Below are 15,164 nucleotides of genomic sequence, written 5' to 3' on the forward strand. Positions count from 1 at the left end.
GTTTTTCTTACTTAAAGACCTGGCTTGTATTAGCCATGATCGCGTTGGAGGTTGCGTCCGTGGAGTGCGAGGTCGGATTGGCTACTATGTCCACCCCATTCAAAAACATTCCACAATCCATTACAATCTCCATCTGTGTGGTATTACCCACTTCAATGGTAAAAGGTTTGTCCCAAAATACCAATTGCTGGTAATATTGATCCGCACCTATATGGTATTCAAAATCTAAATCAGGAATCTGATCACCATCTGAATCAAACTTTCCTTCCAACTTGATAAACTGGTACATGGCTCTCCACCCCCAGTGCATATTCGGATCTTGAAATCCAAGGGGATGTCCTTGTTCAAAATCTACTGGCTGTTTCGTATTGTTGGTCAAGGAATCTACCCCAAAAGAAAAGTAGGTGGCCACATAAGCTCCCGGATCCATTTTTCCAATGGAGTAAGTCTTGTTATCCGGATTAACCAACAGGTAAACATCGGAAAGGTCATGCTTAGGCGAATGAGTACTATCGGCCCATCCATTGATTCCAGAGGCGTAGAACTGAACCCTTGAAAAAGAAACATATTTCTGGTCAACCGTTTGGAATGTTTTGTTGTATTCCAGGGCCTGACCATTGACCTGAAAATCAAAAGCCAACTCTAAGTCTCCTTGCGTCGGGTAAGTACATGAGCCATCATCTTCTGTAGCCCAACTCACATAGTTTTCTGCTTTAGAATCGGTACATCCTGCGAGAATACAGGTTCCATCATCTTCCGTAGCCTCAGCTGAAAAATTACGAGCTCTACTGTCTGTACATCCCTTTTTGCTGCAGGAAGTTAAGGCCAAAGCCACCCCAATAACTCCTATTATCCATGCTATCTTCATCCTGATACAAGATTACAACATAACCTAATTAAAAATACGTACAAACATCTGAATGGATGCCTGCATTTGAATGAAAGGCGTTAAAAAATCAGAAGATCTCGAGCAACTCGCTTAGGCACCCAATTTCCCAATCGGGTTGTTCATTGTGCTGCTCTTCCAGTGGATTGAAATAAACCTGGCTAATACCGGCGCCACGGGCTCCAACTATATCAGCAGTAAGGTCATCTCCGATCATAACAGACTGACTGGCTTCGGCACCTGAGCTTTTTAAGGCAAATTCGAAAATGCGCTGGTCGGGCTTCTTACATCCGGCCATTTCCGAAGTGATTACTTCGCCGAAATAATGGGAAAGTCCCGAGTTTTCGAGCTTCACTTTTTGCACTTCTTCGAAGCCATTGGTAATGATGTGTAATTCGTATTTGGGCTTTAGGTAGTCTAACACAGGAAATGCATGATCCAACAGGTTGGTTTTCTTCGGACTATGTTCGATGTAGTAGTCACCTATTTCACCTGCCAGTGTTTCGTTTCGTACGCCCAGTTTGCCCAAAGCCTGACCAAAACGACCATAGCGTAATTCCTCCTTGCTCAACTGATTGATTCGGTACAAATGCCACATGTATTCATTCACCTCTTCGTAAGTATGAATAAAGGTCATTGGATCACTCACCCCAGCTTCTTTGAGGTTGAAGACCTGATAGATTTCATCTAAGGTTTCTCTGGAATTGCTTCGAAAATCCCAAAGAGTGCGATCTAAATCAAAGAATAAGTGGCGTATGGGCATGCTGTGGTGCTAATTATAAATGTTAAGGCTCAATCTAAAATTTTCAAAATCTACTTTGAGCTCAAAGAGCGGTCGCCGCAGGTAATCTTGAAACGTCAGGGTCAATCTTTTGTATTCAGACAAAAAAATCCTTTAGCCACACCGAAAATGCGGTTAAAATGAAGGACCAAACAACAATAGAACTGAGCAAATAATAGATGGTCAACGGATTAGACCTAAAGTATCGTGCGGTTACCAGACACACTATGGGAATAGACCCCACGCCAAGGATGATCGCCATTCCCGTGACACCGAAGCTATTTTTTAGCCAGATGATAAATCGGTTTTTACGGGAAAATGTTTTCTGTTTGGGTTTATAGTGGACGGCAATCCAGTCGAAGATTAAACTACCTCCATAGTAAAACACCAGCGTACCTAACCAACCACCGGCAATGGAGATAAGGATCGTTTGCCAAAAATTATACTCCCCCATAAAATAGGTAGTGGACGGAGCAAACAAAAACTTGACCGATGTCCACAGAATATAAAAGGTTAACTTTCCAGCTTCTTCCAACATAGACTTTACAAAATTAAGGTTTCCCGAGGGGATTGATCCCAGTGATCGTCTAATTTTAACGGGATTTATCAAGGGTTTGGGCTGTTTTCAATGCCGCAATTTGATTACATTTAAGAAAGCAAAACGAGCAATAAGGAATGACTGAGACATGGGCTATATTATCTTCCAAGCAGCTGATTGATGGAAAGTTAATCACTGGCGAATCCAATGAGACTTTGACGGTAACTGAGAAGTTTAGCGGACATGAAATGGCCAAGATTCAACTGACCAATTCACAGCAGGTAGAAGAAGCGATTCAATCTTCTGAAAAAGCCTTTCAGGAATTTTCCTTCTGGTCTGCCGGCGAACGCAGCGAAGCTTTGGAAAAACTGGAGCAACTGTTGGAGCAAAACGAGGAAGAATTTGCCCGACTCATTTGCCTTGAAGCCGGAAAACCCATTTCCTACGCCAGAACAGAAGTAGCTCGCTGCCGTGACACCTTAAAAACTGCTGCACGGGAGGCCCTGGTATTTACCGGTGAAACGGTTCCTATGGATTACCTAAATGGCACCGGAAAAACAGCCTGGACTCGTCGAATGCCTTTGGGTCCGGTAACAGCAATATCTCCCTTCAACTTTCCATTAAACCTGGCCATGCATAAGATCGCGCCGGCCATTGCCTGTGGTTGTACCCTGGTCTTAAAACCGGCTCCTCAAGCTCCACTATCCTGCCTGGCATTTGCTAAGTTGGTTCAGGAATCCGGTGTTCTTCCAGATGGGGTGCTTAATGTGCTCGTTTGTTCTAATGAAGATGCAGAAACCCTGGTTCGAGACGAAAGAATGAAAATGCTGTCATTTACCGGAAGTTCGCAAGTAGGTTGGTACCTCAAAAGCATTTGTGGCCGCAAAAAAACAGCCTTAGAACTTGGAGGCAATGCTGCGGTTATCGTTGATCAAAGTGCCGATCTGGAAGCTGCCGCACGCCAAATAGCTGGCGGTGCCTATCTCTACTCAGGGCAAATTTGCATCTCAACTCAACGCATTTTCGTTCACCATGAAGTCGTAAAAAGCTTTACCTCCCTTCTCGTTGATCAAATCGAAAAAGTGAAATCCGGCGACCCGATGGATGAAACGGTGATCAATGGTCCGGTAATACAGGACATTCATTTGGATCGTATCCACCAATGGGTTAATGAAGCTGTTGAACAGGGAGCTCAAGTGCTGACCGGCGGAAAAATTCTGAGTCAGGAACAAAAGATCTACGCTCCCACCCTCCTATCCCAGGTCAATCGATCGATGAAGGTATGTTCAGAAGAAGTATTTGGACCTGTAGCCACCCTACAAACTTTCACTTCTATGGAAGAAGCCATCGATGAGGTAAACGACTCGATTTATGGACTTCAGGCAGGCGTATTTACCCAAAACCTAAATCACCTCGATCTGCTCCATCGCAACCTGGATGTTGGTGGCATAATGATCAATAATGTTCCCGGATTTCGCATAGACAGTATGCCTTATGGAGGCGTCAAACAATCGGGTCTCGGGCGAGAAGGAGTTCGCTACACGATGCGGGAAATGACCGAACCGCGATTAATGGTTCTATAACTCCCACTTCATGGCTTCAAGAGCATCCATGCTTCCTTACTTACAGCGAATCAAGGATTTTTCGCACACCCTTTCTCCGCAAGCGATGAAGGCCATTGAGGCTTGTTTTCAAAAGAAATCCTACAAAAAAGGTGCACACCTCCTCAAGCCTAGCTGGATCTGTTCTGGACACCACATGATTCAAAAAGGTATTCTACGTAAATACTTCATAGAAGGTGAGCGTGAAATAACCACCGAAATCTATTTACCCGGTGACGTAGCCATAGCTCTGGATAGTTACCTCAGCCAATTACCCTCTCAAGTTTACCTGGAAGCCGTTACCGATGCTGAACTAACCACTGTGGACAAACGAAGCTTTGATACCGCTCGAAAGAATTTCCCCGAATTGAACCAGCTCGATCGATTGTTTGCTGAATATTATGCCGTTTGGTTTGAAAGAAGGCTTAGGGAAACCCAAACCTTAAGTGCTTCTGATCGCTACCGTGAGTTACTGGAATGCGAACCTCATTTACTGCAACTCCTTCCCCTTACCATTATCGCATCCTTTCTCAACGTATCTCCTGAAACACTCTCCCGGATTCGTTCAGCGATATGATTAATTGATGTGGATCAATTTCGATAGGATCACAGGCTTTTACTATTGCCCAATGAATCCATCTTTAATTGTATCTGCTATGCCTTTGCTCGCTAAGTACTTTCTAAATACACTATTACTCATCGACCTGATCATGGCTTTAGGCTTTGGTCTTTTCTCCTGGTTCTTTCCCCTCGAAACATTTGGAACCCTCATCGATATTCCAGAGGCCCACACTTCTCTAATTCTCGCCTTGTTTGCCAGCCAGTCGATTTTTTATGTTCTCCTGGGCCTTGTTTGCTGGATAGGTATTCGAGTCCCTTATCCTGTTGGGCTATGGATTGGCTGTTTAATCGCCTTCCGCCATGCCGTTGTGGGATTTGCCAAATGGGGGGATGTGGGCAAAGAATGGTTAATCGGAAATCCCTATCCGGATTTGATCATTCATGCCACACTTTTTTGGGCCTACACTTTGGCTTTATGGATTACTTACCAGCAAAGAACCAAGACCATGAGCTAAGGGTTAACTGGCCCATCGGTACTCGAGTCGTTAGCTAAATTCTTCGATATTTATACCTTTCTACCATGAACCGAGAATACCGACTAAAAATCTGCCGAAAATGCCAGAATCGTGGTTTTAGCATGGAACACGGCGTCATTTGTAAACTAACCTCCAAGCCAGCAGATTTTGGCAGCACTTGTCCTCTATATAAGTTGGACGAAGAAGCGCTCATAAAAAACAGAATTGAAGATATCCGTCGAGCCGAAGCAGAAGTTCAAGAAGAAAGCCTGGGAATGTCGGCTATTGGCATAAAATCGAGAAAAGGGGCTGGCTGTTTTATCATGATTGTGGCGGGAGGATTCAGCGTCTTTACCATATTGACTCTTGAAGTCATATCCATATGGGTTAGTGTTTTGTTTGTAGTGGGAGTGATCACCTTTATCATGGGTGTGCTAAAAGAACGCCAGAAAAAAGCAGAAAATCGAAATGTAGATTCAGCTATTGATGACATGCTAAAAGATGAGGAAGGGCATGATTAAGGTCGGTTTATCGACCAAAAACCGTGAAAAAAGCCAAAAAATTCCTGGTCGGACCCAAAAAATGTGCATTTCGTCCATTATTTAACATGTCACAAAACATCGACTCTTTATTTTTGTTGTTCCTATATGGTCGGTAAGTAAGAGTAAGAACAACCATAAGCCTCCGCGGGCTGCGGGTTGGCTGGAGTCAAATAGCTGCCGATTGTCACAAATGAGCTACTTCTATTTTTTGCGTCTGAATAGAAGTAGCTTTTTTTTATGCCTTCGATAACAGGGTTCTGTTAGCCAAGAAATAAAGTAAGCGAGCTCCTACATTCTGGTCCCATTCACCATGATTGTCGGGAGAAACCTCACACAGGTCGAATCCAATGATTTGTTTTCCAGCCATTGGAATGCTTTGAATCAAATAGGTTAGTTGGTCATAGGATAATCCTCCTGGAACGGGGGTTCCGGTATGGGGACACAAGGACGGATCAAGTCCGTCGATATCCACTGACAGATAGACTTTATCTGGTAAGGCCGAAATTATTCTATCCACACAAGTTTTCCAGCTCTCCCCTTCCAGCAATGCCTTTTTTAAAGAGCGATCGGTAAAAGCCTGGATTCGATTATCCTCTTGAATCAGATGCCATTCCTGTTCGCAGAAATCACGAATACCAACCTGAACCAACTTTTTGACCGAAGAAACTTCCTTGAGCATATTGTACATGATGGAGGCATGAGAGTAGGTAAAACCTTCATAAGCCGGGCGCAAATCCGCATGGGCATCGATTTGGAGAATGCCATACTCGGGGTGGATATCGCCAAGAGCCTTCATCAATCCCAAAGGACAGCTGTGTTCTCCACCAACAAGTCCTACCAATTTCCCTCGATTAAGCCATTGTGCACTTTCCTCCTTTACCCAAGAGCCAACCTGATTACTCCATTGATTGACCTGGACCACTTTGGCCTTTAAATCCGAAGTTAGTGCCTGCCCATTTTCAAGTGCATCAATTACTTCTTCACTGGCTGCTGAAGCCTGTTCATTCCATTGCTCCATTTCCTCATTTAAGGGAAGTGTTGCAATTCCGAGGTTCCAGGCTTCTGAAACATCTTCATCAAAAAAATCGAGCTGAACAGATGCTTCTATAATGGAACGAGGCCCATTGGCTGTTCCTCTTCGGTAAGACGTTGTAGCATCCCAGGGAACCGAAAGCAAAACAAGCTTTCCTTCTTCAGGCGAAAACGGAAATCCAAAATAATTACCGTTGTTTACTCCTACTCCATTGGGGTCAAACGAGTGATCCATGAAGCATTTTTTTGATGTAGTTGGGTTGAGCAAATGCCGCCTGATGCACATCCAGGTTGTAGTAACCAAAATCGTGCTGGGCAGCTATCGCCTCGTAGCGCTCTGTATTTGGATTCTTCGGGTTCCAATCATTTTTTCCGGCAATCATAAACGACCAGGTTCCAGAAGGATAAGTAGGTACTTGAAAGAGAAGTGTATGCGTGCGGTCGTTTCCAAATATGGATCCTATGCACTGAAAAATATCGACAAATACTTCTCGGTTAAAAACCGGAGACTCCCCTTGAGCAACGAGCAATCCGTCCGACTTCAAAGCCCGATGCGCATTGCGGTAAAATTCAGGAGAGAATAGCCCCTCAGCAGGCCCCACAGGATCGGAACCATCTACCAAAATGAGGTCGTAGGTCGCATCTTCGGCCTGATTAAGAAATTCAATCCCGTCTCCAATAATCAGGTTTAACCGGGGATCATCGAAGGAAGCTGCAATATTGGGCAAATGCTCTTTGGAAGCCTCTACAACATTAGCATCAATCTCAACCATAGTTACCTGCTCCACATCGGAATAACGAAGCACTTCTCGAACAGTACCTCCATCACCCCCTCCGATTACCAGAACATTTTTCACTCCAGCATGGCAAAGCATAGCTGGATGGGCAATCATTTCGTGGTAGTGGAACTCATCCTTTTCGGTAGTCATCACCATGTTGTCTATGGTCAGGGTTTTGCCATAGGCATAAGTATCGATTACCCGAACCTGCTGAAATTCGGAAGTCTTGTTGTACAGCAATTCACCCGTGTATCGAAGGGAAAGAGCCTGATTATCGTCTTTGTCGGTAAACCAAACATTTCGATTGTTTCTTGATCCCTGAACTCGTTTACCAGCCTCGGAGCGAATAGAGGAAAGATCAAAATCAATTCGATTTAAAAGATTGAGGTTTCCTCGGAACATTTCCAGCGCCGAATAATTGGTGGCTTTGAACACTTCTTTCAAATGATCGAAAGACTTCCAGGCGTCCACCGTATCGCCACAAGTAAACAGATCTACTGCAGCATATTGGTATTCTGGCCAGGTGTGGATGGCCAGGTGACTTTCCTGAATTACCACAACTCCTGATACGCCATAAGGCGAAAAATGGTGAAAGGTTGAGTTAATAATGGTTGCGCCGGCCACCTCAGCTGCATCTTCCATTCCCTTTTCGATGATGGCCACATCGTTCATAATGGCCGCTTCGCAGCCAATGAACTCCACTAAAATATGTTTTCCTAAAGCACCCATAATTTGCATTACTTCGGCGCAAAAATAATTCAATAGCTTTGAAGTTTTTTGCAGAAAATGGGAACCGATGAACAGTACATGAAGCGATGCTTCGAACTTGCCTCCAATGGATTGGGTCAGGTATCCCCTAACCCACTGGTTGGCTGTGTGGTGGTAAGAAAAGGAAAAATTATTGGAGAAGGTTATCATCGGCAGTACGGTGGACCCCATGCAGAACCCAATGCCATCCGATCGGTTTCGCATAATGAATGGCTGAAAGAATCTACCCTTTATGTTAACCTGGAGCCTTGTGCCCATCATGGGAAAACACCTCCCTGCGCCGACCTGATCATTGCCTCTCAAATTCCCCGTGTAGTAATTTCGGTAAAAGACCCTTTTCCGCTGGTAAAAGGTCGTGGAATAGAAAAGCTTATTCAAGCTGGTGTAGAGGTCAAAACCGGAGTATTGGAAAAGGAAGGTGAGTTTTTAAACCGACGTTTTCTTACCTTTCATCGAAAACAACGACCGTATATTTTGCTCAAATGGGCACAGACGGCCGATGGTTTTATGGATCGAATCAAAAGCGATAAAAAACATAAACCGCTAAAAATCAGCAATAAAACCAACTCAACACTGGTACATACCTGGCGCAGTCAGGAAGATGCCATTTGTGTCGGCCGCAAAACAGTTGAGGCAGACAACCCAAGTCTTACGGTAAGATATGTAACCGGAAGCCAACCTGTACGTATTATTTTAGGTAGGAATGTGAAACCTGATCAATCCAGAGCGGTGCTGGATGATTCTGTGAAGACACTCGTATATAATCAAAACCTGGAGGAAGTTCAGGGAAATACCCACTGGATTAAAGTAACCAGCGAAGAATCTTTCCTCTCAGAAGTTTTGACAGACTTGTATCAAAAGGGAATCCAGAGCGTTTTGGTTGAAGGTGGTGCTCAGTTGCACCATAGTTTTTTAGGTACTGACCTCTGGGATGAAATTCGAATCACCACGTCAGACCAGTACATCGGAGAAGGGGTTGCTGCACCCACGGTAAATCAGAATTATCAGGACGAATTTGCCACGGGTTCAGGTAACAAGGTAGGTATCATCTACCGCGATTCTCCCTAATTAATAATGAAACGTCTGTTCTTGATACGAGAAATGACATATAGAAAAGGTTTGATGGCCACCCTGGTTTTGTTCTTGGTGGTGCTTCTCATTTCCCCTGAAGTAAAGGCTGGAAACGACCTTCCGTTTATGCCTCATGGGCAACGAGAGCTGGATGACCTTTATTCCCATCAAGCCGATTCCAATCTCTCCGATAGTTCCCGGGTCTCAGCCGAAAGCGACAGTTTGTTTAATGCTCGGTTTTACAATCTTCTCGGAAAAATTCACGCCGAAAAAGGAAACTATGCCATTGCGCTGGAATACTTCAACACCACCAACGAATACTTTAATCCCGATTCACCGAGTTCTTTATTTGTGACCAATTTATTGGACCGGGGAAATGTCTTTTACCTCAACAAAGATTTTGGGAAAGCCCAATCTGATTTTGAACAGGCCCGGAATCTGTCGATGCAACTCAACGACAGCATGGCTCTTTCCACCGCAATGAACAACCTGGCCCTAATCGCACTAAACCAAAACAATCTCAAAGAAGCAGAAAGCCTGTTTATGCAGTCCTATCAGATCAGGCTGGGAATTGACGATCCCTTTTTGGTGGGACACAGCTTAGGCTATTTAGGCTACTACCACTTCTTTCAAGAAGATTACGAGCAATCGTTAAACCTCTATAAACAGGCCGTGAACTCCATCGAAAAGGTGGACAAGGAGGATCATGATGACCAATATTTTCAAGAATGGGCTCGGTTGTGTAATGACCAAGGGCTGACCTTCTATAAAATGAACCAGGCCGAGATGGCCAATAAGTGCGCGGAAAAGGCGAAAAGTATCGCTGAGAAAATTGCCAATAACCAATCTCGTATCAAGATCCTGTATCAGGCTGCCAAACTTCAATTTATTAGCGGCTTTCACAAACCCTCTCTGGACTTATCGAAAGAGACATTAGAAATGGCCCGTAACACGGGAGACCGTGAAATGCAACTGCAAATCAATCAGTTGATTTCCAACAATTACGAAAAACTTAGAGACTTCGAAAAGGCCATTGACTTTGCCCGGAAGAGTAATGAATTGAAGCAACAAATTTCAGAAGAAAGAATTGCCCAGCGCCTCGCCGATGAGCGCTTTAGCTATCAAGTATTGACCAATCGACGTTTGCTGAAAATGGCCCGCCAGGAAAGCGACTTGAAGACTACCGAATTACAAGCCCAACAAAGGATTAGTCAGTTGTTGATTGTCATTATTCTGATCAGTTTGATCGCCGTAATAAGCCTCTACGTCTCGAATAAACAGAAAATAAAAGTCAACCAAAAGCTGGTAGAGACGAATCAACTCATTGAAAAACAGAACCAGGAAATTCGCAAACAGCAAACCGAAATTAGCCTGGCCAATGAGCAACTGCAAAACAAATTCAAGGAGCTGGAAGATATGGCCAGCGAAAAGTCACACCTACTTAGTATTGTCGCTCATGACCTTCGCACTCCACTCAACTCCATCATTGGTCTCTGTGATTTGTTGAAACTCGAAGAAGAGAATGGAAAATTCAGTGAAGACACTCCACGTTACATTCAACTGATTAAAGAATCAGGCAATCGAATGCTCAATATGATTACGACCCTGCTCAACGTAAGGAAAATCGAAAATCAAAACATTGAGGTAAAATTGACGGACGTTGCTATTCGCAAGGTGGTGGACAAGATATTGGAGGAACACCTGAACTGGTATGAAAGAAAGTCGATTCATATTGATGCCTCTCAAGTAGATGCGGAAGTGAGCATTCGGGTAGATCAATACTTGTTTCACCAGGTAGCCGAAAACCTCATTACCAATGCCATAAAATACTCCTCCTTTAATACCGATATCAGCCTCTTTACGCGGGTAAAAAATGACCGGGTATTGCTGGCGGTAATGGATCATGGACCGGGAATAAGCGATGAGGACAAAACCAAGCTATTTACCCGCTACCAAAGACTAAGCGCTCGACCAACAGCGGGTGAAGATTCCATAGGTATTGGCTTGTCGCTGGTCAAAAAGCTGACCGACCTAATGGACGGAAATGTATGGTGTGATACCGAACTTGGCAAAGGAACTACCTTTTATGTAGAGTTTCCCAAGACCGTATAAGTTACATTTGCCGCATGCTCTACCTGCTGTTAAGCATTGGAACCACTACCCTTCTTTTTATACTGTTCAAAGTTTTTGAACGTCAAAAGGTGGATTTGTTCAGCGCCATTGTCGTTAACTACGCCGTGGCCGCTGCGCTGGGAAGTGTTTTAATTTTCCCCAAAACTATCATCCCAGAAGGTCCTCCAGGTGAATATTTACTTCTATTAGCCTTGGGAGCCCTCTTTATTTCTCTTTTCGTTTTGTTGGGTAGAACGGCTCAAAACCAAGGTATTTCTATTGCGGTAACGGCCAATAAAATGTCCTTGATCATTCCCGTTTTACTGGCCTTCGTTCTTTTAGGGGAATCCATACAAAGCTTACAACTCATGGGCATTTTTGTAGCCTTAACAGGGATTGCTTTAACCCTCTATCGACCTTCCGGAGATAAAGTGCTCTCAGGCATTATTTGGCCTTTGATCGTTTTTGCAGGCAGTGGATTGATTGATTTCCTACTGAAATATGGGCAGCACCACTATTTAGAAGGAGAGCACGACTTTCTGGCCTTCACCTCAGGAATCTTTTTCGTAGCGCTTGTATTCGGTTTGATTTATGGGTTAGCAACCCGTCAATTTCGTTTGAGTGAACGTACCCTGCTCTATGGAGCCTTATTGGGAGTGCCGAACTTCTTTAGTATCTATTTCCTGCTTCTGGCTTTGGGTAAAGCTGGTATGGAAAGCACCGTTTTACTTCCGGTTAACAACAGTTCGGTCTTGCTGCTCTCTACTCTTTTGTCCATGCTCCTGTTTAAAGAGAAGCTTTCTACCCTCAATCGCATTGGAGTTTTGATCTCATTGGGCGCCATCTTCTTAATTCTGTATGGCTCATGAGTGATGACAGAGAATTTCTAACCCTGGAAAAACCCACAGAAGGCCTATTCAAAGATCGTGGATCCAAGCATTTTTCCTTTGCCTACCCCGTTAGTACCCTGGAAGAAATCAAGGCCCATTTGCAGCGATTACGGGATGAACACCCCACTGCCAACCACGTTTGCTACGGCTATCGATTAACTGGCCAATCGATAATCGAATATGCCTCCGACGATGGTGAACCGTCCAACAGTGCAGGAGCCCCTATACTGGGTCAACTCAAATCCATGGAATTAGAAAACGTGCTGGTAGCTGTAGTCCGCTATTTTGGGGGAACTAAGCTGGGCGTTCCCGGATTGATCAATGCCTATCGTACCGCCGCCCGAGAAGCTTTGGATGCCGGAAAAATGATTCGTAAGCAGCCGACGGTGGTTTTGGAGCTTAGGTTTACCTACGATCAGTCGGGTGAAGTGGATCGAACCTTGAGGCAGTTGAATCTGGTTCCGATTCACAAAGAATATACAGAAACCTGCCTGCTGCGGGTCGAATTAAAAAAATTGGATCAGGATAGCATTCTTCGTAAATTTGAACGAATAACTGATCTCGAATGGACCCTAAACGCTCCCTAATTCTCTCTTTGATCCTGGCGCTATCATGGCCGACCTTTTCCCAGGATGCATCTTTGAATACCGAACAAATTTTTAATCGAATCCCACAGGTTCAGTCCTTTTCCAATGGACCGGTATTAAAAAACGCGGAGGAAGGATTGCACTATTACAACGAACATTCTGCTGCAGACCTGAGAGAGGACCGGGAATGGAGAATGCTTCATCAAAATCAAAGTCTTAAGGCCAACCATTTTACCTATCAACAATATTATCTGGGGATCGAAGTGCTGGATGGCATTTTGAAAATAAACACCCTACTCAATGGTCAAACCTATTTAATCACTGATTACTCCATAACCCAATCCGCTTCTCAGCAAGCTATGCAACGAGCCCAATCCTTAAGTGAATGGGATAAAACGCAACACGTTTGGGTACCTAATACATCTGGCGAACTCTCTTTAGTTAAGCGTATCAAGGCCAATGAACAAATCGCCTATGACGAGCTTTTTAACGAGCAGAATGAGAGCGTGCTGCAAATCCCACAGGACCGTCAATTTCATGCTACTGATACCACCATCTTCGTTCAAGTGTTTTATCCAGATCCAATTACCAGCACTCGCAGTCAATATGGCGGACTGCTTCGGGATTTCTCGGATGAGAGCAATCGCTTGCTCAATGATGAGCGATACCTCAAAACCATAGAGGCTGAATATGACAGCGGAACCTTCCGTCTTGAAAATGATTACGTCAAAATCATCGATCAATCCGCTCCAAACAACCAAGCCTACCGATCGGCTTCGGATTCCTTTTTCTTCGATCGTTCCAATCCTCATTTTGAAGAAGTCAACATTTACTACCACATAACCCGATACCGAAAACATCTGGATAGCCTGGGCTACTCCTCCCTTTGCTCCTACCCCATCCACTGCGATGCTCACGCCCAGGAAGAAGACAATTCATTTTATGCCAATCGGTTTAACCCGCCGCATTTGTTTTTTGGCGATGGCGGTGTGGACGATGCTGAAGATGCCACAACCACCATTCACGAATATGGACATGCCCTTTCAGACTGTGCTTCACCCAACAGTATTGTAGGTAGTACCCGGCAGGCCATTGATGAAGGCATTGGAGACTACCTCGCAGCATCCTACAAACGAGAAATCAACGATTATCACTGGGAGCGTGTTTTTCCCTGGGATGGTCACAATGAGTTTTGGGGTGGACGCTGGTCGGGCAACAACATGATTTACCCGCAAAGCGATGTAGGGACCAAACACATCCGAGGACAAATGGTTACCGGAATATTCATGAATCTGTGGGACGATATGGGTCGAAACAACGCCGACAAGCTAATGCTCGAAGTGATGCATGATCTATTTAATGGAATGAGTTTTCCTGATTTTGCCGACCGCATTGTGGCTGCCGAACAACGATTGTTTCAAGGAAACTACGAAACCGAAGTATGCATTGTGTTAAGTATGCATGGCTTGCGCGATGGATGTTTTTTAAGCGCCGAAGAAGCGGGTTCAGTGTCAGAAAGGGAATTCCAATTTTTAAACTCCGATGGATTTGCACAAGGCGTGTCTGAAATGGTCATTTTACCTCCTTATAAAGGTGAGTTTAACGTCACCATTTTTGACCTCCGCGGAAACCTCCTTTTTCAACATTCTGGAATGGAATCAGAGCTCGTGTTAAGCCCGGAGAATTTCCCAGCTGGAAGTTACCTCATTCAGGTCGAGCAAAATGGTCGCTTGGAGCATTTCAAGTCCCTAAGATTTTAGGAAATGTACTCCTTCAACTTTCCAAGGATGGAATCCGGTGCTGCCACTGGACGTCCTGTTTCCTTACTAACGAATACCAAAGTGGTAAATCCAGCGTTTAATTTGTCTCCGGCCGCATTAAAACACTCGTAGTAAAACGTGATTCTTGCCCGGGGAAGTTCTTTGACCGAAGTGACTATGGTTAGCTCATCGTCGTAGTAAGCCGGCTTAAAATACTTGATATTATATTCCAACACAGGCATAAGTATTCCACTGTCTTCCAAGTCTTTGTAGCTAACGCCTAATTTTTTCATGGCATCCACCCGCCCTACTTCATAGAAGGCAGCGTAGTTTCCATAATAGACGTAACCCATACGATCGGTCTCGGCATAACGTACAGTAAGATTTGTTTCGGCTTGAAGCATATTGGAATTCCTAAAAGTGAGCTCCAAAGTTGGTTAATTTTCCCAATTTTGTGAATAACCGCTTGTGCAATTTTCGGTCCAAAAAAATGATTTTTTGAGAATCGAATGAATCAATTTTCGATAGTTTACATGAAATCAATTGAATATAAATTTTAGGTTAAGCGAAGGTTAGATTCACTGTCAAATTAATTAGAAAATCAAGCGAGAATTCATTTTTTTATTTACTTTTTTATTCGAATATTTGCTCAGCTTTTAAGGAGGGGTATCTTGCCAATTTCCCCCTTAATTTCCGGAAAAAATTTTAGCGTTAGGGTTAATTAAATTATTGTTTCACCAA

General features: G+C 44.1%; 15 protein-coding genes. 9 read left to right on the plus strand and 6 right to left on the minus strand.

The features are described from left to right. Positions 1-7: 7 nt before the first annotated feature. The 3 genes from KFE98_21630 to KFE98_21640 all read right to left on the minus strand — a co-directional run bounded on the left by KFE98_21630 (position 8) and on the right by KFE98_21640 (position 2,205). Entirely contained in the window at positions 8-868 is an 861-nt protein-coding gene (locus KFE98_21630) for a hypothetical protein (protein ID UTW62564.1), read from the minus strand. An 88-nt stretch (positions 869-956) separates the two neighbouring features. Further along, complete coding sequence (locus KFE98_21635) at positions 957-1,649, minus strand: YjjG family noncanonical pyrimidine nucleotidase (protein UTW62565.1); 693 nt, start codon at positions 1,647-1,649, stop codon at positions 957-959. Between the two features lie 115 nt (positions 1,650-1,764). Continuing rightward, positions 1,765-2,205, minus strand: coding sequence for a hypothetical protein (locus KFE98_21640; GenBank protein ID UTW62566.1), 441 nt, complete (start codon positions 2,203-2,205; stop codon positions 1,765-1,767). Between the two features lie 137 nt (positions 2,206-2,342). On the opposite strand from KFE98_21640, the gene KFE98_21645 reads away from it, so the two are divergent. The 4 genes from KFE98_21645 (at position 2,343) to KFE98_21660 (ending at position 5,403) form a co-directional block, all read left to right on the plus strand. Further along, a complete protein-coding gene (locus KFE98_21645; GenBank protein UTW62567.1) occupies positions 2,343-3,788 on the plus strand; it encodes an aldehyde dehydrogenase family protein in 1,446 nt (481 codons plus the stop codon). 10 nt (positions 3,789-3,798) lie between these two features. Continuing rightward, positions 3,799-4,383: a Crp/Fnr family transcriptional regulator gene (locus tag KFE98_21650; protein ID UTW62568.1), complete on the plus strand. Its 585-nt coding sequence runs from the start codon at positions 3,799-3,801 to the stop codon at positions 4,381-4,383. A gap of 52 nt (positions 4,384-4,435) precedes the next feature. Continuing rightward, the gene (locus KFE98_21655; protein UTW62569.1) at positions 4,436-4,882 is read left to right on the plus strand and encodes a hypothetical protein; all 447 of its coding nucleotides are present in this window, start codon (positions 4,436-4,438) and stop codon (positions 4,880-4,882) included. Positions 4,883-4,947: 65 nt separating this feature from the next. Continuing rightward, on the plus strand, positions 4,948-5,403 hold the full coding sequence (locus KFE98_21660) for a hypothetical protein (GenBank protein UTW62570.1): 456 nt from the start codon (positions 4,948-4,950) through the stop codon (positions 5,401-5,403). Positions 5,404-5,659: 256 nt separating this feature from the next. On the opposite strand, the gene KFE98_21665 is transcribed toward KFE98_21660, so the two are convergent. Further along, the gene (locus KFE98_21665) at positions 5,660-6,691 is read right to left on the minus strand and encodes an agmatinase family protein (GenBank protein ID UTW62571.1); all 1,032 of its coding nucleotides are present in this window, start codon (positions 6,689-6,691) and stop codon (positions 5,660-5,662) included. Beyond that, positions 6,675-7,964: a polyamine aminopropyltransferase gene (gene speE, locus KFE98_21670; GenBank protein ID UTW62572.1), complete on the minus strand. Its 1,290-nt coding sequence runs from the start codon at positions 7,962-7,964 to the stop codon at positions 6,675-6,677. The genes KFE98_21665 and speE overlap by 17 nt, the downstream gene beginning before the upstream one ends. A 57-nt stretch (positions 7,965-8,021) precedes the next feature. On the opposite strand from speE, the gene ribD reads away from it, so the two are divergent. From ribD to KFE98_21695, 5 genes are read left to right on the plus strand one after another with little or no spacing between them, the layout of a single operon-like run. Continuing rightward, a complete protein-coding gene (ribD, locus tag KFE98_21675) occupies positions 8,022-9,071 on the plus strand; it encodes a bifunctional diaminohydroxyphosphoribosylaminopyrimidine deaminase/5-amino-6-(5-phosphoribosylamino)uracil reductase RibD (GenBank protein ID UTW62573.1) in 1,050 nt (349 codons plus the stop codon). Positions 9,072-9,104: 33 nt separating this feature from the next. Beyond that, positions 9,105-11,186 carry a tetratricopeptide repeat-containing sensor histidine kinase gene (locus KFE98_21680; GenBank protein UTW62574.1) on the plus strand — a complete coding sequence of 694 codons (2,082 nt, stop codon included), beginning with the start codon at positions 9,105-9,107 and terminating at the stop codon, positions 11,184-11,186. A gap of 14 nt (positions 11,187-11,200) precedes the next feature. Then, positions 11,201-12,055 carry an EamA family transporter gene (locus KFE98_21685; protein ID UTW62575.1) on the plus strand — a complete coding sequence of 285 codons (855 nt, stop codon included), beginning with the start codon at positions 11,201-11,203 and terminating at the stop codon, positions 12,053-12,055. After that, complete coding sequence (locus tag KFE98_21690) at positions 12,052-12,663, plus strand: YigZ family protein (protein UTW62576.1); 612 nt, start codon at positions 12,052-12,054, stop codon at positions 12,661-12,663. Before KFE98_21685 ends, KFE98_21690 begins: the two co-directional genes overlap by 4 nt. After that, the gene (locus KFE98_21695) at positions 12,642-14,423 is read left to right on the plus strand and encodes a hypothetical protein (GenBank protein UTW62577.1); all 1,782 of its coding nucleotides are present in this window, start codon (positions 12,642-12,644) and stop codon (positions 14,421-14,423) included. The genes KFE98_21690 and KFE98_21695 overlap by 22 nt, the downstream gene beginning before the upstream one ends. On the opposite strand, the gene KFE98_21700 is transcribed toward KFE98_21695, so the two are convergent. Further along, the gene (locus tag KFE98_21700; protein UTW64767.1) at positions 14,420-14,827 is read right to left on the minus strand and encodes an acyl-CoA thioesterase; all 408 of its coding nucleotides are present in this window, start codon (positions 14,825-14,827) and stop codon (positions 14,420-14,422) included. The two genes, KFE98_21695 and KFE98_21700, sit on opposite strands and share 4 nt — an antisense overlap. Positions 14,828-15,164 lie beyond the last annotated feature (337 nt).

It is taken from the genome of bacterium SCSIO 12741 (genome assembly GCA_024398055.1).
GTDB lineage: Bacteria > Bacteroidota > Bacteroidia > Flavobacteriales_G > Salibacteraceae > SCSIO-12741.